General features: G+C 56.5%; 19 protein-coding genes, 3 tRNA genes and 1 pseudogene. 6 read left to right on the forward strand and 17 right to left on the reverse strand.

Going from position 1 to position 25,310, the window contains the following annotated elements; translation table 11 throughout:
• Window positions 1–89 precede the first annotated feature (89 nt).
• From R5H23_RS13230 to R5H23_RS13260, 7 genes are all read right to left on the reverse strand, one after another.
• The gene (locus R5H23_RS13230) at window positions 90–6,101 is read right to left on the reverse strand and encodes a DUF4011 domain-containing protein (protein WP_317215725.1); all 6,012 of its coding nucleotides are present in this window, start codon (window positions 6,099–6,101) and stop codon (window positions 90–92) included.
• Window positions 6,102–6,226: 125 nt separating this feature from the next.
• Window positions 6,227–6,643, reverse strand: coding sequence for an ATP synthase F1 subunit epsilon (gene atpC / locus R5H23_RS13235; RefSeq protein ID WP_046900215.1), 417 nt, complete (start codon window positions 6,641–6,643; stop codon window positions 6,227–6,229).
• Window positions 6,644–6,648: 5 nt separating this feature from the next.
• The gene (gene atpD / locus R5H23_RS13240) at window positions 6,649–8,112 is read right to left on the reverse strand and encodes a F0F1 ATP synthase subunit beta (protein WP_099213283.1); all 1,464 of its coding nucleotides are present in this window, start codon (window positions 8,110–8,112) and stop codon (window positions 6,649–6,651) included.
• Between the two features lie 21 nt (window positions 8,113–8,133).
• On the reverse strand, window positions 8,134–9,021 hold the full coding sequence (locus tag R5H23_RS13245) for a F0F1 ATP synthase subunit gamma (RefSeq protein ID WP_046900217.1): 888 nt from the start codon (window positions 9,019–9,021) through the stop codon (window positions 8,134–8,136).
• 9 nt (window positions 9,022–9,030) lie between these two features.
• On the reverse strand, window positions 9,031–10,566 hold the full coding sequence (gene atpA / locus R5H23_RS13250; RefSeq protein ID WP_046900218.1) for a F0F1 ATP synthase subunit alpha: 1,536 nt from the start codon (window positions 10,564–10,566) through the stop codon (window positions 9,031–9,033).
• Window positions 10,566–11,138 (reverse strand): ATP synthase F1 subunit delta, encoded by a 573-nt coding sequence (atpH, locus tag R5H23_RS13255; protein ID WP_064274294.1) that lies wholly within the window; start codon window positions 11,136–11,138, stop codon window positions 10,566–10,568. The genes atpA and atpH overlap by 1 nt, the downstream gene beginning before the upstream one ends.
• A 504-nt stretch (window positions 11,139–11,642) precedes the next feature.
• Window positions 11,643–11,716: transfer RNA gene (locus R5H23_RS13260), tRNA-Gly, on the reverse strand.
• A 174-nt stretch (window positions 11,717–11,890) separates the two neighbouring features.
• Between R5H23_RS13260 and R5H23_RS13265 the strand changes: the two genes are divergently transcribed.
• The 3 genes from R5H23_RS13265 to nusG all read left to right on the forward strand — a co-directional run bounded on the left by R5H23_RS13265 (window position 11,891) and on the right by nusG (window position 12,824).
• Window positions 11,891–11,967, forward strand: a tRNA-Trp gene (locus R5H23_RS13265).
• Between the two features lie 62 nt (window positions 11,968–12,029).
• Window positions 12,030–12,284, forward strand: coding sequence for a preprotein translocase subunit SecE (gene secE, locus R5H23_RS13270; protein WP_232309136.1), 255 nt, complete (start codon window positions 12,030–12,032; stop codon window positions 12,282–12,284).
• Window positions 12,285–12,293: 9 nt separating this feature from the next.
• Window positions 12,294–12,824: a transcription termination/antitermination protein NusG gene (gene nusG, locus R5H23_RS13275; protein ID WP_046900219.1), complete on the forward strand. Its 531-nt coding sequence runs from the start codon at window positions 12,294–12,296 to the stop codon at window positions 12,822–12,824.
• Between the two features lie 74 nt (window positions 12,825–12,898).
• Here nusG and R5H23_RS13280 read toward each other — a convergent pair whose 3' ends face one another.
• From R5H23_RS13280 to R5H23_RS13295, 4 genes are all read right to left on the reverse strand, one after another.
• Complete coding sequence (locus R5H23_RS13280) at window positions 12,899–13,513, reverse strand: PqiC family protein (protein WP_317215728.1); 615 nt, start codon at window positions 13,511–13,513, stop codon at window positions 12,899–12,901.
• Window positions 13,514–13,517: 4 nt separating this feature from the next.
• On the reverse strand, window positions 13,518–15,188 hold the full coding sequence (locus R5H23_RS13285; protein WP_046900221.1) for an intermembrane transport protein PqiB: 1,671 nt from the start codon (window positions 15,186–15,188) through the stop codon (window positions 13,518–13,520).
• Window positions 15,185–16,660 (reverse strand): paraquat-inducible protein A, encoded by a 1,476-nt coding sequence (locus R5H23_RS13290; protein ID WP_317215729.1) that lies wholly within the window; start codon window positions 16,658–16,660, stop codon window positions 15,185–15,187. The genes R5H23_RS13285 and R5H23_RS13290 overlap by 4 nt, the downstream gene beginning before the upstream one ends.
• A gap of 224 nt (window positions 16,661–16,884) precedes the next feature.
• A tRNA-Thr gene (locus tag R5H23_RS13295) sits at window positions 16,885–16,960 on the reverse strand.
• A gap of 174 nt (window positions 16,961–17,134) precedes the next feature.
• Here R5H23_RS13295 and R5H23_RS13300 point away from each other — a divergent pair.
• Window positions 17,135–17,302 (forward strand): annotated as a pseudogene (locus R5H23_RS13300) (plasmid stabilization protein); the annotation flags it as partial.
• Window positions 17,303–17,351: 49 nt separating this feature from the next.
• On the opposite strand, the gene R5H23_RS13305 reads toward R5H23_RS13300, so the two are convergent.
• Both R5H23_RS13305 and R5H23_RS13310 read right to left on the reverse strand, forming a co-directional pair.
• Window positions 17,352–18,578, reverse strand: coding sequence for an alanine--glyoxylate aminotransferase family protein (locus R5H23_RS13305; protein ID WP_211497141.1), 1,227 nt, complete (start codon window positions 18,576–18,578; stop codon window positions 17,352–17,354).
• Window positions 18,575–19,810, reverse strand: a complete 1,236-nt coding sequence (locus tag R5H23_RS13310; protein ID WP_317215730.1) for an allantoate amidohydrolase — start codon at window positions 19,808–19,810, stop codon at window positions 18,575–18,577. The genes R5H23_RS13305 and R5H23_RS13310 overlap by 4 nt, the downstream gene beginning before the upstream one ends.
• A gap of 101 nt (window positions 19,811–19,911) precedes the next feature.
• On the opposite strand from R5H23_RS13310, the gene R5H23_RS13315 reads away from it, so the two are divergent.
• Complete coding sequence (locus tag R5H23_RS13315) at window positions 19,912–20,793, forward strand: LysR family transcriptional regulator (RefSeq protein WP_099213289.1); 882 nt, start codon at window positions 19,912–19,914, stop codon at window positions 20,791–20,793.
• 39 nt (window positions 20,794–20,832) lie between these two features.
• Window positions 20,833–22,398 (forward strand): gamma-glutamyltransferase family protein, encoded by a 1,566-nt coding sequence (locus R5H23_RS13320; protein ID WP_317215795.1) that lies wholly within the window; start codon window positions 20,833–20,835, stop codon window positions 22,396–22,398.
• Between the two features lie 46 nt (window positions 22,399–22,444).
• Here the strand turns inward: R5H23_RS13320 and R5H23_RS13325 are convergent, their stop codons facing one another.
• Genes R5H23_RS13325 through R5H23_RS13340 form a run of 4 tightly spaced genes read right to left on the reverse strand, consistent with a single transcriptional unit; the run spans window position 22,445 to window position 25,268 of the window.
• Window positions 22,445–23,779: an AtzE family amidohydrolase gene (locus R5H23_RS13325; RefSeq protein ID WP_317215731.1), complete on the reverse strand. Its 1,335-nt coding sequence runs from the start codon at window positions 23,777–23,779 to the stop codon at window positions 22,445–22,447.
• Window positions 23,776–23,955 (reverse strand): DUF4089 domain-containing protein, encoded by a 180-nt coding sequence (locus R5H23_RS13330; protein ID WP_046900228.1) that lies wholly within the window; start codon window positions 23,953–23,955, stop codon window positions 23,776–23,778. The genes R5H23_RS13325 and R5H23_RS13330 overlap by 4 nt, the downstream gene beginning before the upstream one ends.
• A gap of 31 nt (window positions 23,956–23,986) precedes the next feature.
• Window positions 23,987–24,367, reverse strand: a complete 381-nt coding sequence (hpxZ, locus tag R5H23_RS13335) for an oxalurate catabolism protein HpxZ (RefSeq protein ID WP_064274221.1) — start codon at window positions 24,365–24,367, stop codon at window positions 23,987–23,989.
• Between the two features lies 1 nt (window position 24,368).
• Window positions 24,369–25,268, reverse strand: a complete 900-nt coding sequence (locus R5H23_RS13340) for a DeoR/GlpR family DNA-binding transcription regulator (protein WP_317215732.1) — start codon at window positions 25,266–25,268, stop codon at window positions 24,369–24,371.
• Between the last annotated feature and the right edge of the window lie 42 nt (window positions 25,269–25,310).

Genomic DNA, 25,310 nt, shown 5'->3' on the forward strand with positions numbered 1-25,310 from the left:
TTTCACCCTTACACACACTTTCCATTCACAAAGCAAAACTAAAAAAATCAAAAAAAACGCCAGAAAAATCATCTGGCGTCCCTTTTTCCTTAGTTTTTTATGTTTGCCGCCGCAGAAAGCCATGCGTCGTGGAAACGCAGCCTGCTCGCCGCCCCGATACGCCCTAATCCGCAGGCTTTTCGCATCTCTCCGATACCCTCTTCTTCTCCAAGCCCTTTGTCCTGCTGCTCCTTGGCCAAAGCCATTAGAACCGACGTCGGAACCTGAGCAGGATCAACACTCTCTCCAGTGTCTCGCTTCAAGACGGTCTCAGGATCGCAGACAACGTCTTCTGTTTCCCAAAAGAACGTTCCAGCGTCTTCGGTAGTTTTTCCCACGCCATCAGGGATGGCTGTGAGAACTCGCTCCCGGATCTGTCGTCCCGCCCGCGCGAAACCATGTTGTCTCGCGATTTTCTGGATCAGGGCCGTTTCATGCAGAACCCCCTTCTCGCAGAGAGCCTGCTGAATCAGAGACTGCAGAACCGGCAGATAGTCATCATCTGTGAAACGCGCCGCATCTGGCTGTGCCGATAATGCCTCTTCACTATCGTCCTCCGGAATATAGGGAGCAGGCACAGCAGCGCTCGTGTCATGAGGGACAAACCCCGCGTAGAGAGATGGCTCTTCTACGAAAGCGCTTTCAGTCTCCGGCACTTCCTGGACCTCAGTATCTGGCTCCTCGACCGGAAGACTAAGCCGACTTTCTCTTACGGCTTCCAATCTCAGCTTCAGGGCTTGATCCAGACGTTCCACCTCGCGGTTCGCATTCAGCCACCAGTCAGTCGACCAAACACGGAAAATCACCCAGCCAAGATTTTCCAGAACGGCCTGACGCAGTCTGTCGCGATCACGCGCGGTGGCACTGCGATGGTAAGTTGCGCCATCGCACTCGACGCCCGCAAGAAAGCTTCCGGGCATGTCCGGGTCCACCACGCCAAGATCAATCCGAAAGCGGGAGACACCTATCTGGGGACGAACATCCCATCCACGTTGACGCAACAGCGCCGAGACTTCGAGTTCAAAGCGGCTTTCTTCTTCTCCGACTGACCCTTGATGCAAACCGGCAAGTGCACCTGCACCGTGCTCTGCAAAAGTCAGAAACTTCCGAAGATGCAATACACCTTCTGCAGAGCTTCTGGACGGATCGATCTGTTCAGCGCGCAGGGAACCAAAAACAACCAGTTTTTCACGCGCCCGCGTCACAGCGACGTTGAGGCGTCTTTCACCGCCCGCACGATTCAACGGCCCAAACGAAACGTAAGGCGCCCCTTTTAGCTCCGGCGCATAGGTGAGGGAAAAGAACATCACGTCCCGCTCTTCTCCCTGCACATTTTCCAGATTTCGAATCAGGACGGGTTCCAGGCACTCTTCGCTGAAGAACGGCACCAGCGAGGAATCCTCCATCTGGGCCTTTTCCAGCAGATCAGTAATCAGTGTCTGCTGTTCTCCGTTGAACGTCACGACGCCAACGGATTTCTCTCCGTCAGTCTTCAAATGCCTTACAACAGCATCCGCAACGGCTCTGGCTTCTGCGGGATTGGTTCTACTGCCACCTCTCTGGTAGTTGCCCCCCTCCACAAACTGAAAAGAAACAGCTCGATCCTGCGTCACGTTCGAGGGGAACGTGATGAGGTCGCCGCCATAATACTGACTGTTGGAAAACGCGATCAGGCTCTCGTGCCTGCTGCGATAGTGCCATTTCAGCGTAATTTCCGGCACACCTGCCGCACGACATTCATCGAGAATGGACTCCATATCGCAGAGTTCACCGTCGTCGTCCTCATTCTCACTTCGCGCAAAGAAGCTGGTCGGCGGTAGCTGCTTGGGGTCTCCGACCACGATCACCTGTCGGCCACGTCCGATGGCCCCAATGGCATCCCATGTGGGGATCTGCGAGGCTTCATCGAAAATGACCAGATCGAACGGCTCACTATCTGGGGGAAGATATTGCGCTACGGAAAGAGGGCTCATCATGAAGCAGGGCGTAAGCGCTCTCACCGCCCGTGGTGCAGCAGCAGCCAACTGACGAATCGGCATATGCCGGGCTTTTTTCTGCGCTTCACGATGAATCATCACATACTGTGAGTCCTGTCGGCGCACGTCCTGAGCGGGAATATTACCTGAGAGCCTTGCCCGGATCAGACGCCCTGCCAGACTGGCAGCATCACCATCCCACGTCTTGAAGCGCTCGATCTGTTCTTCATGTGCTGCGGCAACGAAACCGCGCAGTCGTGGCTGCTCATCAACGGCTGCTGCCAACCACCATCGGGCATAAGCGGCAGTCAGAACGGATTGAAGCTCTTTCGGAGCCACGCGCTCTGCCACAAGCGCCTCTACTAACGGACCCAATCCCAGACGCTCAGCTGTATGACAGGCCTTTCGCCACGCACACCAGTCCCGCAGATTTTTACCCTGCTCAAGCCAGCCAGTCAGATGTTGAGACAAACGCAGCAGCCAGTCTTCGCCATCTGGCTCGATTGCAAGAAGAGGACTTCCCGCCAGGTCAGCCAAAAGGCTCAGGCTTTCCTCAGCAGCCGAAAGTGCCTTCCTGAACCCCGCAATTTTCAGACCTACCGGACCACTCTCTGCAAGAAGATCACGCCCTTCTGTCAGCAGCTCCCGGATATGCCGTCTCACAGAGAGCAATCCTGCGAGATCCGAGACACAGCTTGCCAATGCGGCGCGAATCTCAGCTCCCCAGAGCAGAGCGGCTTCGATCTTGCCAAAATCGGTCGTCACATCACTCCAGAGAGAACCGACAACCTCTCTATGAGGGGCTCCCTTCAGGTCGCGTTCCAGCGCAGACAGCTCCAGAAGCCAGGACAGCTCATCACTCAAGTCGTCCGGTAAGACGCTTTTCGCACTCGCTTCAAGTCGGCGGCGTACAGCTTTCTGAGCACTCCTGCGCGAAAGAAGCCATTTGTCTTCGGAGTCCTTCCACTCACGATGCAAGTCTTCCAACGGGAGTGCTTTCGCATCACTCCAACGCACAGCCAGCCCCTGCTCCAGAGTGCAATGACGTGCAATCCGTTCTTTTTCTGCAAGAACAACCTGAGCCTTGTCCTGCGCATCTTCGGAAAGGGCCCACGCTCCCCAGGCCGCTTCCGGTCGATACAACAGACCACAGAACGACTGGAGTCGATGGAGTTGAGCCAATGATCGGTCAGTGCCAGTCAAACCCAGTACGCTGCACAGATCATCCGTTGCTTGAGACAACGCATCGAGCTGCCCTCTCAAAGCCTGACTCTGCTGAAGAATCTGATCCTGCCAGCGAGACGTCCACTCTTCCTGCTCTATTCCCAACAACTGAGGCGACAGAGCATGCCGCCCGAAGCGCTCATAAAGCCCCGCTAACAGACTGGCCGCATTCTTGAGCGACTCCCAGTCTGTTTCAGCATGGACGTCTGGAGCTGACCATTTCAGAGCAAGCGGGTAAGTGCCGTTACGATCGGCCTCCAGAACCACGCCTATGGCCTGATAGGGAGTCCATCCATTGTTCCACCGCTTATGCAGATCCTGCACATAGGCATTCAGATCCTGGCGGACGGCCATCAGACGGCTTTGCGCCGACGTCCATTCCGCTGTTGAAAACTCTTCCCTGACCAGTTGAACCTGCTGAAACTGTTCCAGCACTGCGCCACGCCCCGCCTGAGGCGAAAACAGATCCAAACAGAACTCACTCAGCCCTACAGAACGCAAACGATTCCGCACGACTTCCAGCGCAGTTCTCTTTTCTGCGACGAACAGGACCGTCTTACCCCGGCCCAGCGTATCAGCGATGATATTGGCAATCGTCTGACTTTTTCCGGTTCCAGGCGGACCGATCAGGACAAAATTTTCACCTGCCGCCGCCCGGGCTACGGCGGTCAATTGGGACGAGTCAGCTTCCATAGGACAAAGCAGGGAAGCCTCGTCCAGAACGTTATCCAGCGATTTCTGTTCCTCGAACAAGGCCGTAGGAAAAGCACTTCCGGTACCATCAGCCTCTGAAACCCCATCCAGAAGACGACTGGCAACCGGGTTAATACGCAGCGCGTCCCGTCTTTCCTGCAAATCCTTCCACATGAGGAACTTGGCGAAAGAGAGGGTCGTCAGGCTGACACGTTCCTGAACTTCCCATTGCGGGAGCTGGCGGATTTTTGCGCGGAAAATGTCAAAGATGCGCGCAACGTCCAAACCAGCCTCATCCTGAGGAAGCTCTCCTTCCAGTTCAGGAAACCGCATGGCGAAATCCTGTCGAAGAACTTCCAGCAGACTGCCATTCACCCGACTTTCATCGGTATGCGCGCGCAACCGGAACGGAGCGTTGATGCTGCTACGTTCCAGAATAACGGGGACCAAAATCAAGGGAGCTCTCGCCTTGCGATCCCGCCCCCGAGGTTCCCACACAAGCTCTCCCAGAGTCAGGAAAAGTGTGTTTGCCCCTCCCTCCTGCGCGGCCGCACGCGCCTTGCGATAGATTTCTGTAAGAGCAGACTGTAAGCCAGCTTCATCCCGGGCAACCAGTAGCTCACCGTGCTCCAGAGCCTCTGCGGCAATAGCCCTGTGCTGATCGTCATGATGACGCTGCTGATGGAGCGCAGCACTCCTCGGGTCAGACCCATCCATCAGTTCGGGACGAGCTCGAAGCCTGAGCGCTGGTTTCCGTTCCCCTCCCCGCATTTCTGCCAGACGGTCTTCCAACCTTCCCGGATCTGCACAGCAGATCTCGATGATCTGCTTCTCAGAGCGTGGCAGGTTCAGAAGGCGGCTTCGGCCTGAAATATCCAGTAGCCGCTTACACCAGCGATCCAAACGGGATTCCGGTGTCTCTTCGTTTTCATGGTCTCCGAGTTCTTCCCGAAGATCAGGCGCTGCTTTTAGCTGAGGCGTGGCAGAGGTCTCCACGTCATCGCTCTCGGCCGGATCAGTATTAGGCACAAGCGATGACAACGGCCGAATGCGACGCAGTCGGGCGCGGTGGACGTCTATGACCTCTTCAAATTTCGAGTCTTCACCGTCATCCTGAAGCTGGGCAAGCCCACGCTCACAGGCTTTTGCGAAATCCGGGCAAGACGCTGCAGTTACAAGCGTTGTCTCGAACACACAGACATCATCAAGGGCTACCCTGTTCCGCAATCCAGGCAGATCCTGAATGACTGAGGTTCCAGACTGCTCCCGAGATAGCCATAGACCAGCAAACGCATGACCTTTGAGCATGATCAGTAATGGCCGCAAGCCAACAGCCTCAAGACAGGACGCAAACAGTAAGGCTGTATCCAGGCAAGTCGCCAGTCGGTCTTCCACAATCTGAGTGGGAAGACGCACCCTCTGGCCAGCCTCCACAAAAGAGGCCGGGGGACTGACATATGTAATGTTTAAGCCAGCGATTGCGCACCAGATCGCCTGTGCCTGTTCCCACGCCCGCTTTCGACCACCTTGGTATCCCTCCAAAGAGCCACTGTGGCCGGCCTCCTGTAGAAGAAGAGAAGCTGAACGAAGAATTTTTGCGACAGCTGGATCATTAGGCAGAACAAAAGCAGCAAGCAGATCAGGCAGCCCCTGTAATCCGCCCCATTCGCTCCGGCAGCGGACAGTCAGAGGAAGAACGCGTTCGAGAAGCGTCACCCGCGCACCATCGGGCTGTATCTCCGAAACTGTAAAATGAACTTCAGCGCGCGTTGCTTCACTCAGCGAGGCGAGATAGGCGCCATCCAGTTCCACATCGAGGCGCTCTAACGTCCGAAACTGTCCCATTCCGAGAGACTGAAGCCGCCAGGAGGTTGTTCGGAGCACACCGGGCTTGGAATGCAGCGTAATCTCGACATCTGAGAGATCCCGATTTGCAAGATTACGAACCGCAAGCTCCAGCAAAACTGGGACGCTGTTTTCCCAGAGCGCACTACTGACGCTCTCCCGAACGACAACCGTCAGCTCGACGATATCTTCTGCAATTGGTTCAGATGTCGCGCCTTCTTCCCGCTCTGCGTCTACTACATCCCCAGCACATTCGATTGCCTCTACAGAGGCGAGATCAACGCCCTCGGACATAATTTCAGTGTCAGGGGAAGAGTCCGTCATTACGCGCCACCATCACTTGGTAAAGTCTGGACGGCAGCATACAGGAAGCTTGCAGACAAAGAAAAACCCACCCAGTCAACTGACCGGGTGGGTTCTTTCTGTTTTCATAGATGCTGCGTTCAGCCTCAGACTGAAGCAGGACCTTCAACAGCTTCCAGTTCAGCGCGAACGCTCTGGATTTCACGGCTGAGACGGTCATGCGCATCAGTATCGTTCGGCTCGATCTGGGCCCATGTGGTTTCCAGATCACGCAGACGATCACGGGCATCATCCGCAGACAGCTCGCTCATGAGCTGAGCAGAATCTGCCAGAATGGTGCAGTGTTCTGCGCCCATATCTGCGAAACCACCGCCCACGAAATAACGGTCGACGATCTTGTCGCCTTCATACAGGGCCACAACGCCACCACGCAGCTGAAGCATCAGCGGCGCACGGTCCGGCATGGCTGCAATATCGCCCTCCATGCCCGGGACCACCGCCATGTCGACCTGACGGTCAACAAGGCGCTTTTCCGGGCTGACGATCTCGATGCGTAGGGGCATCAGGATCAGGCCTCCTGCTTCATCTTCTCGGCCTTGGCGATGGCCTCGTCAATGTCGCCGACCATGTAGAACGCGCCTTCTGGCAGGTGATCGTATTCACCGTTTACAACAGCCTTGAAGGAACGGATCGTGTCTTCCAGAGCAACCAGCTTGCCAGGTGCGCCTGTGAACACTTCAGCCACATGGAACGGCTGGGACAGGAAGCGCTGGATGCGACGTGCGCGGCCAACGATCTTCTTGTCTTCTTCAGACAGCTCATCCATGCCCAGGATCGCGATGATGTCCTGCAGACCCTTGTAGGTCTGAAGCGTCTGCTGAACCTTACGAGCGATGTCGTAATGTTCCTGACCGACGATCTTCGGATCGAGCGAGCGGGACGTGGAGTCCAGCGGGTCAACAGCTGGGTAGATGCCCATTTCTGCGATCGAACGGTTCAGAACCGTCGTGGCATCAAGGTGAGCAAAGGTCGCAGCAGGTGCCGGATCGGTCAGATCGTCAGCAGGGACATACACAGCCTGAACGGACGTGATGGAGCCCTTCTTGGTGGACGTGATGCGCTCCTGAAGGGCACCCATTTCCGTTGCCAGCGTCGGCTGATAGCCCACGGCGGAAGGAATACGGCCCAGCAGAGCGGACACTTCCGAACCAGCCTGCGTGAAGCGGAAGATGTTGTCCACGAAGAACAGAACGTCCTGACCTTCTTCGTCACGGAAATATTCTGCGAGTGACAGACCCGTCAGAGCAACACGGGCACGTGCTCCCGGCGGCTCGTTCATCTGGCCATAGACCAGAGCAACCTTGGAGCCTTCCGTGGAACCGTCTTCAGCGATCTTGATAACGCCAGCGTCCTGCATTTCGAAATACAGGTCGTTACCTTCACGGGTACGCTCACCCACACCTGCGAACACGGACACGCCACCGTGTGCCTTCGCGATGTTATTGATGAGTTCCTGAATAATAACGGTCTTGCCAACGCCTGCGCCACCGAACAGGCCGATCTTGCCGCCCTTCAGGTACGGGCAAAGAAGGTCAACGACCTTGATGCCTGTTACGAGGATTTCGGACGCAGCAGCCTGCTCCTCGAAGGACGGAGCCTTACGATGGATCGGGAAATACTTGTCGCTAACGATCGGACCACGTTCGTCAATGGCTTCGCCAATGACGTTCAGGATACGACCAAGTGTAGCCGGGCCAACCGGAACCATGATCTGCTTGCCAGTGTCACGGACTTCCGCGCCACGGCTCAGGCCGTCCGTCGTGTCCATGGCAATGCAGCGGACCTGACGCTCACCGATTTCCTGTGCAACTTCCAGAACAAGCGTGTGATCGCCGTTCTGAACATGAAGGGCGTTCAGGATAAACGGAAGATCGCCTTCGAACTGCACGTCAACAACCGGGCCACGCACCTGCGTGACACGGCCGACGACGTTATTTGCAGCCGGGGCAGAAGGGTTAAGAGTCTCAGACATCGGTTCGTCTCCTGCGTGATCTCAAACGGCTTCTGCGCCGGAGATGATCTCGATCAGTTCATTGGTAATGTTGGCCTGGCGCGTACGGTTGTACTTCTGGGACAGACGGTCGATTGCCTTGCTGGCATTCCGGCTCGCGTTGTCCATAGCCGTCATCCGTGCACCTTGCTCACCTGCTGCACTCTCCAGCAGGGCAGAAAAAATCTGCACCTGAAGATTGCGTGGCAGAAGATTGGCCAGGAGCGTAGCCTCATCGGGCTCGAATTCGTATTGGGCAGCCTCGGCAGGCGCCGCGTTGTCATTTTCCGCGACGGACAGAGGCACCAGCGGAAGCTGGATGGCAATCTGCGTCATCGCGTTGACGAAGCGGTTGTAAATCAGCGTGCAGCGATCAATCTCGCCGGCTTCAAGCATGGCGACAATTTTCTTGCCCACATACTCAGCCTTGTCGAAACCGACGTCACGGCCCTCCGTCCCTGCCACGCGCTCAACCACCAGATCCGGATATTCCTTTGCAAGAATATCGGCACCTTTACGGCCAACCGGCAGAAGACGCACTGTCCGACCCTCATCCCGCAGCGTGCGGATCAGCTGACGCGCACTCCGAACGATGTTGGCGTTAAAGCCACCCGCCAGACCACGATCAGACGTCAGGACCACAACAAGATGGACCTGATCCTTACCCGTACCGCCCAGCAGCGTCGGCAGGCTGGACGCATCAGCGCCGCGGCTTGCCGCTGCCAGTTCCGCCATCATGCGGCCCATGGCCTCGGCGTAGGGACGAGCCGCCTCAGCCTGGGACTGGGCGCGTCGCAGCTTGGATGCTGCGACCATTTTCATGGCGTTCGTGATCTTGCGCGTCGATTTGACGCCCGTGATCCGACCGCGCAGTTCCTTCAGCGAAGCCATGGACTATCCTCAGGCTGCAAAGCGCTTACCGAAAGCTTCGAGCAGCTCCTTGAGCTTGCCTTCCGTCTCCGGCTTGATCTGGCGATCGTTGCGGATGGCTGTCAGAATGCCAGCGCCAGCGCCACGCATTTCCGTCAGAAGTGCAGCCTCGTAGGCCACAACCTTATCCACGGCGATCGGATCAACATATCCACGGGTACCAGCGAAAAGAACAACAACCTGCTCTTCAACCGGAAGCGGGGACGTCTCAGGCTGCTTCAGCAGCTCGACCAGACGTGCACCACGATCAAGCTGCTTGCGCGTTGCAGCATCCAGATCGGAAGCGAACTGCGAGAACGCAGCCATTTCACGATACTGAGCCAGCTCAAGCTTGATCTTGCCAGCAACCTGCTTCATCGCCTTGATCTGAGCAGCCGAGCCCACACGGGACACAGAACCACCAACGTTCACGGCCGGACGGATACCCTTGTAGAACAGGTCCGTCTCAAGGAAGATCTGACCGTCGGTGATGGAAATCACGTTGGTCGGGATGTATGCAGCCGTGTCACCAGCCTGCGTCTCAATAACCGGCAGAGCCGTCAGAGAACCGCCGCCGTTGGCATCAGACATCTTGGCTGCACGCTCGAGAAGACGGGAGTGCAGATAGAACACGTCACCCGGGAAAGCTTCACGTGCCGGCGGACGGCGCAGCAGCAGTGACATCTGACGGTATGCAACAGCCTGCTTCGACAGGTCATCGTAGCAAGCCAGAGCATGCATGCCGTTGTCACGGAAGTACTCACCCATGGCGCAAGCCGTGTAGGGAGCCAGGTACTGCATTGGTGCAGCATCAGAAGCCGTGGCAGCAACAACGATGGAATACTCCATCGCGCCCTGCTCCGTCAGCGTACGAACAAGGTTTGCAACCGTGGAGCGCTTCTGACCAACTGCAACATAAATGCAGTAAAGAGACTTCTTCGGGTCGCCTTCGGCATTGACAGGCTTCTGGGCCACAATGGTGTCAACCAGGATCGCCGTCTTACCGGTCTGGCGGTCACCAATGATCAGCTCACGCTGGCCACGCCCGATCGGAACGAGAGCGTCAATGGCCTTGATACCCGTCTGCATCGGTTCGCTAACCGATTGACGTGGCATGATGCCTGGCGCCTTCACTTCGGCGCGGCGATATTCCACGTCCGTCAGCGGGCCACGACCGTCGATCGGGTTACCAAGGCCGTCAACAACGCGACCAAGGAGCCCCTTGCCAACCGGAACTTCAACAACGGACTTCGTGCGAAGAACCGTGTCACCTTCACGGATTTCGTCGCCATCACCGAAAATCACGATACCAACGTTGTCGGCTTCGAGGTTCAGCGCCATGCCCTTGAGGCCAGAGCCTTCAAACTCGACCATTTCGCCAGCCATGACGTTTGTCAGGCCGTAAACACGAGCAATGCCGTCACCAATCGACAGGACCGTGCCCGTCTCGGAAACGGTCTCGACCTTGTCGAAAGACGCGATCTGCTGCTTGAGGATGTCCGAAATCTCAGCGGGACGGATATCCATCACGCGGCTCCCTTCATGGCGTTCTGCAGGCGAGTCAGGCGCCCGGCGATCGAAGTATCAAACAATGTAGAACCGACACGCACAGTCATGCCGCCAATCAGGGAGGCATCTGTACGTTCGATCATGGACACGCGGCTGTAACCTGCTTCGGCCAGACGGCCCTGAAGCTGGCTGCGCTGCATGTCAGTAAGAGGCTGAGCGGAGCGGATTTCTGCAACGGTTTCGCCGCGGAGGCTCGCATCAAGGGCCAGCACGCCGTCCAGAATAGAAGCGAGATCAGCAAGACGGTGGTTAGCAGCAATCACGCCGACGAAGCGACGGACGGCATCTCCAAAACCGAGTTTCTCGGTCAGGGCACCAGCTACCTTGCTTGAGCGATGCGCATCAAGGCGGGAGTCCGCAAGGAACGTCCGCAGGTCAGCACTCTGGGAAATCGCATCGCGAAGTCCCCGAACCTGAGCCAGCACATCAGAGAGCGCTCCCTGCTCTGAGGCATAATCATAAAGCGCTCGGGCATAGCGTTGAGCCAAGCCACCTGTGGGGCCCATCTGCGGCACCTGTGTCACCGTCACACGCGTGTTCCGTCTCACTTTTCCGCCGCAGGATGCGGCCGGAACCGGCTTATCCGGTCCCTTGCTTCCAAATCCGTTGGGATTCAGGCACACACGACCCTACGCAGGATTCGTCTGAACCCGGTCCTCCACTTGGCGCCGCCTCTAGCACGTCCCCATGATCCAGTGCAACCGAGGCAGAGCTACAACCTTACCGCACAACAAAATTTTTCGGCGCAACACTGCTCTTTGCGGGCAAATTCTTCATTCCCAAAAAAACAGTAGCGCGCATGCCAGCCTGCTGCTGTCAGGGAGAGCTCAGAATTTCTACAATTTTGCGGAATTGCCTTACCATCATTGAGGACTGTCTTCAGGCAGCGATAAAATGCCGGCATCGAGCAAGAGAGTTGCGGAGTATACAATTCAGTTCACAGGAACTGCGGCCGGACGCCTGCCAGAGCAAAAACGGCAATAGACGTAGCCAGCTTTGTTAGTAGCTTGGATCAGATTTTTTGGGGAACCTACTGGAGCGGGCGAAGGGAATCGAACCCTCCTCAGAAGCTTGGAAGGCTACTGCATTACCACTATGCTACGCCCGCCCTTAGGTTGCCGGTGTCATACTCCATTCCTCAGCATCCTCGCAAGAGGGGGAATGCCAGAAATGAAAAATATGAACCTAGATGCTTATGGGTACTTGACTTTCATCCCTGAACATTATCTTTTCCGCCCCACTGTCGTTGGTGTATCACAGTCTTTGTGGTACCCCCGATGATAGGGGCGTAGCTCAATTGGCTAGAGCGTCGGTCTCCAAAACCGAAGGTTGTGGGTTCGAGACCCTCCGCCCCTGCCACCCCGCTTTACCGGATAGCTTTTCCGGCACCGGGACGCGGATTTTCATTTGATTCGAGGACGATGGTGTCGGTCACTACCCCGAAAGACGAGTCGCGTAAGACGGCGCCTCATAAAAACGGATCCGGCTTCAATCTGGGCACGTACATCAAAGACGTGCGCAACGAAGCCAAGCGGGTTACGTGGCCTACACGTCGTAACACCCTCATTACGACGGGTGCGGTGCTTGCCATGGTTACCGTGACCTGCATCTTCTTCTTCATCGTGGATCAGGTCATTGGCCTGGGCGTCCGCGAGCTGTTTGGCGTTGGAGGCTAGGTCCGCAGCATGGCAAAACGTTGGTATGTTGTGCATGTCTATTCCGGGTTCGAGAAAAAGATCGCGAGCCATATTCAGGAGCAGGCTGCACAGAAGGGCTTATCTGACCATTTCGAGCAGATTCTTGTCCCATCTGAAGACGTGACGGAAATGCGCCGGGGCCGTAAGGTCAATTCAGAGCGCAAGTTCTTCCCCGGCTACGTTCTTGTGAAGATGGAACTGACGGATGATGCATGGCATCTCGTCAAGGACACCCCCAAGGTCACTGGCTTTCTGGGAACGCGCAATCGCCCAACCCCGATTACGGCTGCAGAAGCAGACCGGATCATGAAACAGGCTCAGGAAGGTGTGGAACGTCCACGTTCTGCCCTCACCTTCGAGATCGGCGAGCAGATTCGCGTTGCAGACGGACCGTTCACGTCCTTTACGGGCATGATCGAAGAAGTCGACGAAGAACGTCAGCGCCTCAAGGTCAGTGTTTCCATCTTCGGTCGTTCGACCCCGGTGGACCTGGACTTCACGCAGGTTGAGAAGCTCTAATCTCTTCTGCTGAGACGGTATGAATAAAAAAGGCTCCCATTGGGAGCCTTTTTTATTGCCTAGGGTAGTCCCTCTTACCGGCTTGTAGAGGGAAGTGATCGCAGCCGGGAAGCCGCATGATCCGCGAGAACGGACAGCCCCTGACTGAGAGACGCCACCAGCTTACCGGTATTAAGCTGCGCACTCTCAGGAGATTGCCAGGCAAACGCTTCAGTCAAAACCGGGCCAATCATCTTCTGGGCAGGATGAACGGATACAGCACCAGTGATAAGCGCATGGCCAGCCGCATCGGCTTCGAAATTCCGGATTGTCACTTCTACATAAGCAGAGGGTGTCGTAGTTACCGCATCTCCCTGCGACACGACAGTTGTCCCCGGAAGACGCTGCGACAGATCAGTCGTCAATGTCTGGGCTATCATGTCTGGAAGCGCTTCGCTCCAGCTATCGCCAGTCGCCAATGTCGTCTGGTAATCGCGATTCTGGCGAACAATAGTATCCCGATCGAGGCGAGAAGGAACAACAGGCGTCCGGACTTCCACGACAACAGGACCGCCCGATTGAACCATCCCGGATACAGATGCCAGCGTGTACAGCTTGGGATCGCTGCTACAGGCCACCAGTGAGACTGACAGACCAAACATGCATCCCATGGACAACAGGCGCACACGAAGAAACGAATATTTTGCCATGGGATCAGTTCCTACGACCGGTAATAAGTGCTGATGGATGATGTCCCAGATAGTCCGTCAAGAAGCGGAGCGAACGCGCCATCTGAGTCATCTGTGTAATCATGCCCTGAAGGCTACGCTGAAAATCTGTATCTCCGCCGTAGGACCCAAGAAGAGTCTGAGCATTGGTCAAGGTTCCCTGCAGGGCCGTCATAAGCTCTGGAAGATGCTGATTGGCATTCTTGCTCAACGCATCCAGGTTTTGGAGCGAATTACGCAACGCAACCAGAGACTGCGTCACTTCGCGGCTGTTCAAACGGCCATCCGCATGCGCGATCAGGTCATTGACGTGCTCACCAATCTGCGTGAGCGGCATCGCTGCAATCTTGTCCGTGATGGTGGAAACAGACTCCATAATCCCATCCATGCCACCTGGCTGACTGGGGAGCACAGCGACGTCACCCTCATACGTCATGGTCACAGGTGGTGCATTCTTCACGAACTGTAGCCCGATCAGCGATTCACCCGTCAGGAAGCTGGCACTTTGGACGGAAGCACGCAGGCCATTGGCCACGAACGCGGCAAGATACTCCTTGGCACGCGCAAGCTGGCTTTCGCTCCATTCAGGCATCATGCGCTCAGGCTCGATCTGCATTTCTACCCGGACCTTCGGGTGCGCCTGCGGAGAAGGCATCTGCAACTTTACAGATGTCACTGTTCCAACCTGCAGGCCGAACAGACTGACCTGACTTCCAGCCGCAAGCCCCTTCACGGATGTATCGATATACGTCACAACACGGAGGCGCTGATGGTAGCGGGCACTTTCTGCATCGGCTTGGCTTGTGTAGAGCTTGAAAACCGAGTTTGCAGGGGCAACAGGCGCATTCACGGCGTTCCGATTATCCGGTAGCCCAAACGCCACACCACCAGAGAACAGCGCTTGCAGCGACTGCATCTGAACCTTCAGACCACCGGCACCCAGACCAACCTGAATTCCTGAGACATTCCAGAAGCGACTGTCTGTACGCAGGTAATGATCATATGGCGCCTTGATGAAGACCTGCACAACAATCGGGCCTTCACCCCCCGGCGGCATCGTATAGCCCAGCACATCACCAACAGGGACATCCCGGAAGAAAACGGGAGCGCCCTCACCCAATGAACCGAGAGCCGGTGACACGAGCCAGAATGTTGTTCCAGGCTGGTCAGAGCGGACGCCCGGTGCTGCTTCAAGACCGCGGAATTCAGTCTGGTAATGCTCCCCAGAGGTTCCAGGATCAATCGCGATATAAGCCCCGGAAATCAACGTATCGAGTCCGGTGATGCTGGCACCGTTAATACGTGGCCGCACAACCCAGAAACGCGTGCTGTCTGTCAGAATATGAGCGCTATTCGCATTCATCTGAACCTTGACGCTCACATGACGCATGTCACGGCTCAGAGTAATGTCCTGCACTGTACCTAGCGTCACGGCCTTGTTCTTGACCTGCGTCTGGCCAGGAGTGAGGCCATCTGCAGTATCAAAGGTAATCGTGATCTCGGGCCCACGCGTGGCAAAATGCTTCCAGGCCAGCCAACCAGAAATCAGAATAGCCAGAACTGGAATCAGCAGAATCAGGGAGAAGCGGGTCCGGCGTACCGGAGCTTCCTCCGGAAAGGCCGGCTGCTGCCCGCGATTATTTCGGGAATCGCTCACGCGCTTTCAGGCTCCATAGAGGTATCAGAAGAAGGGGCCGGGCCATCGGTTGGCCGGCCATCAGAAAGGCTACGCCTTGTTGTGTCAGCGGCCACAGAACTGTTCAGGCCGGCTGCATCCCACATTGCTCGAGGATCAAACAGCTCCACGGCAAAAATGGTCAAGATCACGACCAGAGCAAAACAGATCATGCCGGGATCGGCAGTCACATTCGCCAGAAACGCAAAATGGACCACCGCACAAAGAATAGAGATCATGAAGACGTCGATCATCGACCAACGCCCGATAATGTCCACCATGCGGTAGAGTTTCCCAAGCAGCGGCAACTGCCACCGGGACCTCAGCTTCGTGCTGATGATCATGAAACTCAAGGCCAGAATTTTCAGAACCGGCACGGTAATGCTGGCAAAAAGAACCAGCAGGGCCAAAGGCACCATACCAGCCTGCCACAACTCAATCACGCCGCTGATAATGGTACTCGGCGCGCCTGACCCCACCTTGGTGTAAGTCATGACAGGCAGCATATTGGCCGGAATGTAGAAAATAACGCCAGCGATCAGGAGACAGCTGGCAGATGCAAGGCTTTGTCTTTTACGTCGGCGCAAAATCTGATCGCACCGCGGACAATCGCCCATATCTGCCTCCTGCAAAACAGGATGATCAAAAGCGACCACCAGTCCGCAGGCGTGACAGGACAGCATGTGCTCAACAGGAGGAAGCGCGTCTTCGTGAGCATCCAGATGAGCAACATCCAGAATGCGCCCGCGATGTCCGTCCACCCTTTTTCGCAAGTCGCGATTGTTCCAGATCAGATCGTCATCAAACGTGGAATCCATTGCGGCCATCGTCAGCATCAGGCCACCCAGCAGGTACACTCCGGGTTGCAGATCGACGAGGGCAAGATCCACGAGCTTGGTATAGGCAACCAGAACGCCCAGAACATAGACTTCCACCATGGACCAGCCACGAAGGCGATCGTACCAGGTCAGAAGTCTCGGGGTCCAGTCAGGCATGTGGGGGCGGGACGCGCCATACAGCACAGCCCCCATCAAGGCGATGACAATGCCTGGCATGACCAAAGTTGTCAGTCCGACTAGGAAAGACATGGTGTTGTAGCTCTGATGCGATAGCTCAATAGGGCCAGACATCAAAGCGACGGTGTTCTCTCGTCCATAGACGTTTAGCGTCATGAGTGGACTGATCAGGAGAGCAATGTAGAGCGCCGCGGAGGCCACACAGAAAGCAGCAGGCGCACCAATGACGGAGGTCTTCCGACGGCGTGCAATTTGCGCACCGCAGCGTTCGCACTCTGCCAGAAACCCAGGCTTGAGTTCAGGAACCCTCTGGAACAGCCCACAGACGGAGCATTCGTGCAAACCTTCCACAACATGCAACGACGCACGTGGGCGCTGCGGTGTCCGGGACAGGTTGACGGCATTTTGCCAGAGGCGTTTGTGAAAACGGTCAGTCATGACGCTCCTAACCTAACGCATGGAGCCGCCATAAGACAGTGCAGCCAGCACAACGTGGCCCACGCATCAGGATCTGATGCCGAATGGTAGACCCATTTTACAGCATTTGCCCAGAGCCAGAAAATTTTCTGGCAATAATCTGACAAAAACCAGACATCAAAGTCCGCCTGCATACTGGAACTGTATGCCTGATAGCCTGATCTATTTTGAGGAAAATACCTCGATGGTGCCGGAGAAGAGATTCGAACTCCCGACCCCATCATTACGAATGACGTGCTCTACCAGCTGAGCTACACCGGCGCATCCATCGAGGTGGGCGCTTTCTAACTAACGGCTTTGAGCTTGGCAAGCCCTTAATGAAAGAAAACTGTCTTACATTCTATGAAAATACCACATCCGGCCATCTTACTGGCAAAACCTGACGGTTCTTAAAGCGTAATGCCGCTTCAGACCTTGTTTTCAGGAGGACAGACCATGCCACGTGGAGACAAATCAGCCTACACAGACAAACAGAAACGCCAGGCTGAGCACATCGAAGAAAACTATGAAAAACACGGCGTCCCTAAGAAAGAAGCTGAGAGCCGTGCCTGGGCAACCGTCAACAAGGAGAGTGGCGGTGGCAAGAAAAGTGGGTCAGGCCGGAAAAATCATCCGAAAAGTTAAATCCGGCCTGATCTGACTGCGAAAGACTTCAGGCAGCATCCCAGGCAGCACGCGCCGCATCTACTCCGGCCCCACGGGGTAGCTTGACGCCCTCACCTGCGAGAACGGCTTCAAAGGCCGCAAGGGTCAACAGAACCTTGTGCTTCTGCGCATTCACACCCATCGCGCCAATACGCCAGATCTTGCCTGTCAGTGGACCGAAAGACGAGACGATCTCGATTTCAAAGTCCTTGCGCATCAGCTCGCGAACCCGGGCGTTATCAACCCCTTCAGGAACCCATACGCCAGTCACATTGGTCATCCGCGTAGCGTCGTCGCCATAGACGCGCAGCCCCATCGCCCGCAGACCCGCCACCATGGCCCGTCCGGCGCGCGTGTGACGGGCAACACGTGCATCCACACCTTCCTCAACCACGATCCGAGCAGCCTCGCGGGACGCATAAAGCATGGACGTCGCTTCAGTGTGATGGTTCATCCGTGCCGGAGACCAGTAATTCATGAGCATCGCCAGATCGAAGTAATTCGACTGAATCACCGGCCCCTCACCCTGCGGCTGGCCTGTCGCAATACCGGCTTCGTCATGCCGCCGACGCAGGATGGCTTCTACAGCACGATCCGATAGCGTGATCGGTGCAGATCCCGGCGGTCCACCAAGGCATTTCTGAAGCCCGGCAGTTGCGACATCGATGTTCCAGGCGTCCGTCTTGAACTCCATTCCGCCCAGCGTAGCAGTCGCATCGACGTAGAGAAGGACGTTATGACGGCGGCAGATGGCCCCGATTTCAGCGAGTGGCTGGGCAGTTGTGGTGGACGTATCGCCATGCACGGTCGCCACAAGGCCAGGCTTGTGTTCGATGATGGCAGCTTCAATGGCGGCCGGATCAACAACCTGCCCCCACTCCACATCCACAGTGCAGGGAATACCGCCGCACCGATGAACAATTTCCGTCAGCAGAAGGCCAAAGCGCCCGATCCGCGGAATAAGCACCTTCATGCCCGGAGAAACCAGCGAAACCAGAGCAGCCTCAATGGCCGAACGGGCGGAACCGTTGATCAGCAGCGTCCAGTGGTTTTTTGTCTGGAAGACTTCCCGGTACAGCGCCATGGTTTCATCCATGTAAGCCGTCATTTCGGGGTCCATCTGGCCAATGACGTCCGTTGCCATGGCCCGTAGAATGCGTGGGTGCACATTGGCAGGCCCTGCGCCCATCAGCAGGCGCGATGGCGGATCAATTTGAGCAAAAGATGAAGTCATGACTGAAATTCCTTGACGCAAGCAAGCAGGGTGCGATGGGCGAGTTCAACGTCTTCCACAAGCACTGTTTCATCTGGATGATGGCTCAGACCACCCGGGCTGCGAATAAACAGCATACCCATCGGGCAGAAGCCCGCCATAGCCATGCTGTCGTGCCCGGCACCGCTGAGAAGCCGAGGGGCAGAGCGCCCTGTTACCGTTTCAACAGCCGAAGCAAATCGTTCAATGATCCCCGGAGAGCACGCTGCCGCTGCCAGTTGCTGTGGAGCCGTAAAGGAGACATCCAGTCCACGCCGGTTCGCAATGTCGCGAATATCAGACCGGATGTCTTCAGCCAGTGCGTCACGCACCTCATTGGAGCCTGCGCGCATATCCAGTGAAAACCAGACATCGCCGGGAATGACATTCGACGTGTTGGGCGTCACTTCTATTTGCCCAACCGTTGCCACGAGATTTCCGGCCCCGTTCAACCCACGCTTTTCTACTGCCAGCATCATCTCCGCAGCCCCGGCTAGCGCATCGCGACGTAGAGTCATCGGCGTAGTACCAGCATGATCGGCCTGCCCCTTGACCATGACGCGCTGACGGGTCTGGGCAGCGATCGCGGTCACGACGCCCAAGGGCTCATCCGCAGCTTCCAGACAAGGGCCCTGTTCGATATGCGGTTCGATAAAGGCCAGAATATCCTCTGGTCGGCGCGTTGCATTCTTTAGCTGCGACGGGTCCAGGCCATATGCCAGCATCGCGTCGGCAACCGTCATGCCTTGAGAATCCGTTACGCCCTGAGGAACGGCACTGATCTCCCCCGTCATTGTTCGGGAGCAGATCATGGGAACAGGAAACCGGGACCCTTCCTCGTCACCAAACCCAATAACCTCGATTGGAAATGGAAGGCGCGTGCCCTGATCCTTCAAGGCTGCAACCAGCTCGATTCCCAGCATCACCCCGAGGTTGCCGTCAAAGGCTCCCCCATTCCGCACGGTATCAAGATGAGAGCCAATCATAAGAACCGGCGCCTTCGGATCTGTCCCTTCATAGCGACCAACCAGATTGCCCACGGCATCGGTCCGCACATCCATACCGGCCTCTTCCATCCAGATCTGGACCTGAGCGAGGGTATGTCGATAGGATGTTCCGAGCCAGAAACGGAAAAGGCTACCAGCCGTCTCGCTGAATGGAGGTTCAACGAGAATGCGGCACCGTTGAACGGCACGGGCTCCGTGGGCTGTCATTTTGTCTCCGCCAGAAGGACGTACAATCTTGAATAAAGTTTGCGCTCATAACGGGACCAGATCAAGTTGACCTCGTGATAAAACTCACCTCACATATTCGCATGAAAGATCAAACCCATCTTGATCCCATGCATCTGCAGTCGTTTCTGGCGGTTGCGGAAACTCTGCATTTCACGTCTGCAGCGCAGATGCTGGGTGTCAGTCAGTCCACGATCAGTCAGCATGTCAGCCGGCTGGAAGAGCAATTGAGCACCCGGCTGCTGGCACGCAGCACAAAAGCTGTACGCCTGACAGAAAATGGCACGGCCCTCGTCTCATTAGGCCAGCGTCTTCTGCAGGTTGAAGATAGTCTGTTTGCCTACTTCCGGGACGGTACACCACGTGGAACCATCCGGCTGGGTGTGACGGAAGACCTCCTGTTAACGCGTTTCCCCGAAATTCTGGGCGTTTTTCGCGCGGCACATCCCTCTCTTCAGATCACAATGACTATCGGGCTCAGTGCATCCCTGACGCGCCTTCTGGACAATGACGAAATTGACCTGCTTTGCGGGATGCGTCGCTCTTCCGAGACGCACGGCCAGAAGCTCTGGACCGAGGAGTTGCGGTGGTTCGGCCCGGCGCAAATACCTTTCTCAGACGGTCAGTCCATTCCACTGGTGACGTTCCCGGAAGGTAGCGTCACCCGGCGCCTTGCAATCGAAGCTCTGAACCGTGCCGAACTCCCGTGGCACATCGCCTTCACCAGCGGCAATCTGAGCGCAATTCTGGCCGCCGTCCGTGCAGGATACGGCATTACGGCGCAGCCAGGGTTTCTGCGAGAGTCTGATGGGCTTTCCCTTTGCGAAATACCCTCCCTGCCGCGCATCCCGAATGTCGATTTTATTGCGGCCACACGTCACCAGACGGCTCAGGGGCCAGAAGAGCTGCTGATCCAGACTTTGTGTGACCATATCTCCCGCCTCCAATCTTCCCCTCCTGCCTGACGGGTATTTTCCATGCAGACGCCCAATTCTCTCCGCGGGATGGTGACATCCCCCCATCACCTCGCAAGTCAGGCTGGACTGGACGTCCTGAAGGATGGCGGGACAGCTATTGAAGCCATTGTAGCAACAGCGGCCGCACTGGCTGCGGTCTACCCCCACATGACAGGCCTCGGGGGAGATTCGTTCTGGCTGATTTCCTACCCCAACGGGCAGACCATTGCGATTGATGCCTGCGGACGGCTGGCCAGAAATGCCACGCTGGATCTGTATGCTCAGGCTGGCCACAGCGTCATCCCTTGGCGCGGCGGTCTGGCGGCCAATACCGTCGCCGGAACGGTCTCTGGATGGGAAGCAGCCCTGAAAGAAAGTGCCAAGCAACAACCTTCCCTCCCGCTAGATCGCCTCCTGCGCGATGCCATCCATTATGCCAGCACCGGACGCGTCGTTTCGGAGAGCGAAGCCGCACTTCTGAAGGAAAAGCAGGCAGAGCTTTGCGGAAACGAGGCTTTTCGGTCTTTCTGCATCCCTGACGATATTCCCTGGCAGGAAGGGGAAATTCAGACCTCCCCTATTCTGGCGGCTACACTCCGAAGCCTCGCACGTCACGGTCTGCGAAGTTTTTATGAGGGCGATCTGGCAAAAGGCATGGCGGCCGATCTTGAAGCCGCTGGCAGCCCCCTGCGTCTGGACGACTTCCTGTCTCATCGCGCTGAAGTCAAAGCGCCGCTGGATGTTCAGACCTCGATGGGGACGCTCTATAATATGGCACCCCCAACACAGGGTGCAGCCTCTCTGCTGATCCTCGCGCTGGAAGATCGTCTTCCCCAATGCGACGCGCCAGAAAGTTATGAACACCTTCACGGACTGATCGAGGCCACGAAGCAGGCTTTTCGTTACCGAAATCGCGAAATCGATGGCCGCTCAACTGCGGAAGAGGATATTCGCGCCCTTCTGCAAGACCCGTCAGCGCTCGACGAAATGGCCGCCCGCATTTCCATGACAGAAGCATTCCCCTGGACGGAAGAAACCCAGTGGGGCGACACGACATGGATGGGTGCCATTGATAGCAACGGTGTAGCGGTCAGCATGATCCAGAGCCTCTATTTCGAGTTTGGCTCCGGTGTAATGCTGCCGCAAAGCGGTCTGTTCTGGCAGAACCGTGGATCTTCATTCCGCCTGAAACCCTCTGGCTGGAACTGCCTGCTTCCCGGCTCAAAGCCTTTCCACACCCTGAACCCCGCCGCTGCGCGCCTCAATGATGGACGCGTCATGGTTTACGGAACCATGGGGGGTGAAGGCCAACCCCAGACACAGGCCGCCGTTTTCAGCCGCTATGCCCGACATGGCGTCCCACTACAGGAAGCAATTTGCCGTCCCCGCTGGCTCCTGGGTCGCACATGGGGGCAGGAAAGCACGTCGCTAAAACTAGAGCCTGGATTTGATCCGACCGTAGTTCAGGCCCTTCAGGATGCAGGACATGTGATTGAGCAGCTTCATGGCATGTCATCCATCATGGGACATGCCGGAGCCATCGTAAGGCACGCGAATGGTCGCCTCGAAGGGGCCACGGACCCACGCAGCGATGGGTCCGTGGCGGCCTGGTAACTTAAAGGGAAGGAGGCGCTCCTGTAAAAGCGCCTCCTTCTCATGCTCAGACCAATCGAGCTTCGGCAGTTCCATCCCGCTCAAGGGATTCTCCCAGAGCCAGCAGCAGATCTTCCCTGCCCGGGCGCGCAATAAGCTGGGCTCCCAACGGCAGTCCTGCCGTTTTCATCGGGACCGTCAAAACCGGGAAGCCTGCCAACGTCAGCGGTTGCGTATAAAGCCCCAGATTGGCACGCGCAGAGACCATTTTACCCCCTACCTCGATCAACGGCTGATCAAAGCGCGGTGCCTCACCCACCACAGCAGGCGCCAGCAGGATATCTGCATCAGCAAAAGCCTCATGCATCCGTGCGCGGAACCAGTTTCTCAGACGGTGCGCCTGAAAAATCAGGGAAGCCGGCAAAAGGGCGCCAGCAAGCAGACGATCACGTACTGACGGATCGTAATCTTTCGCCTGTGTGCGCAGACGATGCAGATGAAGTGCTGCTCCTTCCGAGGCACTGATCACGAAAGCAGACGCTCTCGCCCGCGCAACTTCAGGCAGTTCCACCCTGTTTTTGGCACCAAGCCGGGCCGCCAGTGCGTCTACTGCCTCCTGCATGGAAGCGGACATATTCTCCGCAAACCATCCACCCAGGCGAGCCACTTTCAAGCCACCAACATCAACAGGTGCGTTTTCCGTTCGTACCAATGCCTCAAAACACGCTCTCAGGCCGCCCGCACTGTCTGCGAAAGGCCCAACTGTGTCGAGGCTGGCAACAAACGGGTAGCTACCCTCAATTGGAAAACGCCCCTGCGTTCCCCGAAGCCCCCAAACACCACACAAAGAGGCTGGAACACGGATGGACCCGTTGGTATCGGACCCCAGACCAAGCGAAAATAGGCGCGCCGCCACCCCAGCCGCCGATCCACCAGACGAACCACCTGCCAGATGATCCGGCGCATGAGGGTTGCGTGTAACGCCATGGTGGGCATTGTCCGTCGCGAAGCCGTAAGCGAACTCGTCCATGTTTGTCAGTGCTACAGGGATGGCTCCAGCGTCCATCAATCGCGCCACGAGTGCGGCATCCCGCGTCGCAGGCGGATCATTTGCCAGCACCTTCGAACCCGCTGTCGTAACCTGACCGGCCACATCAAACAGATCCTTGATCCCGAATGGAACACCCGCCAACGCGCCAGGATCACGGCCTTCCGCAACAGCAGAATCAACTGCAGCGGCAGCGGCAAATGCCCGATCCGTGAGGGGACGCGTGACGCAATTCAATGCTCCATCCCGCTCGGCGATGTCTGCAAAAACAGCTTTGGTTACGTCTGTTGCAGATAACTCGCCGCTTCGAACACGCGCAGCAATGTCCAGCGTGCGAAATTCAAGCCCGCTCATGGTTCGTACTCGAACGCAGGTTCAAGCCTGTCTGACAGTTCCATTCCCTCGATCAGGGTCGCATAGGAACGCAGAAGGTCGAGGTTCATCCGAACGCCCTTATGAAATTCAGCGGGTATCACAAGGCCATTCGCCGTTGCGAGAACCTCGATTTCTTTATCTTCCGAAAGATTCATGCTGCTGCCGTCGCCTCTTCAGAGTCAGTCTTCAGGATATGTCGGCCATCAGGGAAACATGCGCAGCCAGAATCTTCCAGCCATTCTGCGTACGAAACCATGTCTGACTCTGACGGCCGATTTTGGAACCACCCCGGCGTTGAAACTCCAGATCAACCACGGCAGCATCCTGACCAATCACCGTGATGACGCGTTTCAGCACATCCCGTGGCGGAGAGCCTCCTGGACGCTGCTTCCGGAATTCCCTGATTTCTTCGATACCATAAAGATTTTCACCAACCCCGTACCGGACTGTCTCCGGCCCCGCATAAAAGAGGTCATCCAGGGTCTGAAGATCATTTTCACCCAACGCTTTTTCATAAAGATCAGCCAGGCCTGAAACCTCAGCCAGAATTTTGGGCTCGTTCAGCATCCTATATCTTTCCTTCTGCATGCCCCGCGAGCACGACGTCATGCCCCTCGTCTCGCAGAGACTGAACCTGTCGGGCATCAAGATCGGTATCTGTAAAAATACAGGAAACCTGATCCAGGAAACCGACACTGTAAGTGGAGTGGCGCGCAAATTTTGTACTATCCACAAGAAGAAAGCACGTCTCCGTCCGCTTCATCATAAGCGCGTTGAGCCTGGCCTCTTCCTCATCAGGCGTCGAAATCGTCGCGTCTGGCTGCACAGCACTGGCGCCGAGAAATACCTGATCGAACCAAAGTTTCTCCAGTGCCTGCTCGGCCAAAAGTCCAACCAGACTACGATTGGTATGCCTCACTCTGCCACCAAGAAGAATCGTCTCGACACCTTCAACACCGCTCAGCATTTCCGAGACCATAATGTTGTTGGAAAAGACCGTCAGTGGCATGGGCGAAATGCGCAGACGCCGCGCGAGCTGCAGAACGGTTGTCCCGGCATCAAAGAAAACCTTTGATCCTCGCTCGATCCGACAAAAAGCCAGATCCGCAATGGCTCGCTTGTGTTCGAGTGCGTGGTTTTCCCGCGCCTCAAACGCAACCTCTCGATCGATGGAAGCAGTCAGGGACGCACAGCCGCGTGTCCGGATGACAATGCCCTGCTCTTCAAGCAACTGAAGATCCCGCCGGATCGTCGCAAGAGAGGCATCTACCTGTCTGGCCAACTCGTGGACACCACTCATTCCGTTCAGGTAAAGGTAATGCCGGATCTGAGCCAGCCGGTCAGAAGCCAAAAGACGCTCTCCCCACTGAGCCATGACACGGTGCGCCGGAGCATACCCATATTTTTCAAAAAGCACGCATAAAATGATCGAAATCGGAACGTTTCGCTCAGAAAGATGACTTGACATGACTGGCCTCTGGCTAGTCAGATCGAGACAGGATCCTACTAC

This window comes from Gluconobacter sp. GP1 (assembly GCF_032913585.1).
Lineage (GTDB): Bacteria > Pseudomonadota > Alphaproteobacteria > Acetobacterales > Acetobacteraceae > Gluconobacter > Gluconobacter cerinus.

Bases quoted from the DNA above. Each gene is read 5' to 3' on its own strand.
- R5H23_RS13230 (WP_317215725.1), bottom strand. From the start codon at position 6,101: ATGACGGACTCTTCCCCTGACACTGAAATTATGTCCGAGGGCGTTGAT.
- atpC (WP_046900215.1), bottom strand. From the start codon at position 6,643: ATGCCCCTACGCATCGAGATCGTCAGCCCGGAAAAGCGCCTTGTTGAC.
- atpD (WP_099213283.1), bottom strand. From the start codon at position 8,112: ATGTCTGAGACTCTTAACCCTTCTGCCCCGGCTGCAAATAACGTCGTC.
- R5H23_RS13245 (WP_046900217.1), bottom strand. From the start codon at position 9,021: ATGGCTTCGCTGAAGGAACTGCGCGGTCGGATCACGGGCGTCAAATCG.
- atpA (WP_046900218.1), bottom strand. From the start codon at position 10,566: ATGGATATCCGTCCCGCTGAGATTTCGGACATCCTCAAGCAGCAGATC.
- secE (WP_232309136.1), top strand. From the start codon at position 12,030: ATGGTGTCGGTCACTACCCCGAAAGACGAGTCGCGTAAGACGGCGCCT.
- nusG (WP_046900219.1), top strand. From the start codon at position 12,294: ATGGCAAAACGTTGGTATGTTGTGCATGTCTATTCCGGGTTCGAGAAA.
- R5H23_RS13280 (WP_317215728.1), bottom strand. From the start codon at position 13,513: ATGGCAAAATATTCGTTTCTTCGTGTGCGCCTGTTGTCCATGGGATGC.
- R5H23_RS13290 (WP_317215729.1), bottom strand. From the start codon at position 16,660: ATGACTGACCGTTTTCACAAACGCCTCTGGCAAAATGCCGTCAACCTG.
- R5H23_RS13305 (WP_211497141.1), bottom strand. From the start codon at position 18,578: ATGACTTCATCTTTTGCTCAAATTGATCCGCCATCGCGCCTGCTGATG.
- R5H23_RS13310 (WP_317215730.1), bottom strand. From the start codon at position 19,810: ATGACAGCCCACGGAGCCCGTGCCGTTCAACGGTGCCGCATTCTCGTT.
- R5H23_RS13315 (WP_099213289.1), top strand. From the start codon at position 19,912: ATGAAAGATCAAACCCATCTTGATCCCATGCATCTGCAGTCGTTTCTG.
- R5H23_RS13320 (WP_317215795.1), top strand. From the start codon at position 20,833: ATGGTGACATCCCCCCATCACCTCGCAAGTCAGGCTGGACTGGACGTC.
- R5H23_RS13325 (WP_317215731.1), bottom strand. From the start codon at position 23,779: ATGAGCGGGCTTGAATTTCGCACGCTGGACATTGCTGCGCGTGTTCGA.
- R5H23_RS13330 (WP_046900228.1), bottom strand. From the start codon at position 23,955: ATGAATCTTTCGGAAGATAAAGAAATCGAGGTTCTCGCAACGGCGAAT.
- hpxZ (WP_064274221.1), bottom strand. From the start codon at position 24,367: ATGCTGAACGAGCCCAAAATTCTGGCTGAGGTTTCAGGCCTGGCTGAT.
- R5H23_RS13340 (WP_317215732.1), bottom strand. From the start codon at position 25,268: ATGTCAAGTCATCTTTCTGAGCGAAACGTTCCGATTTCGATCATTTTA.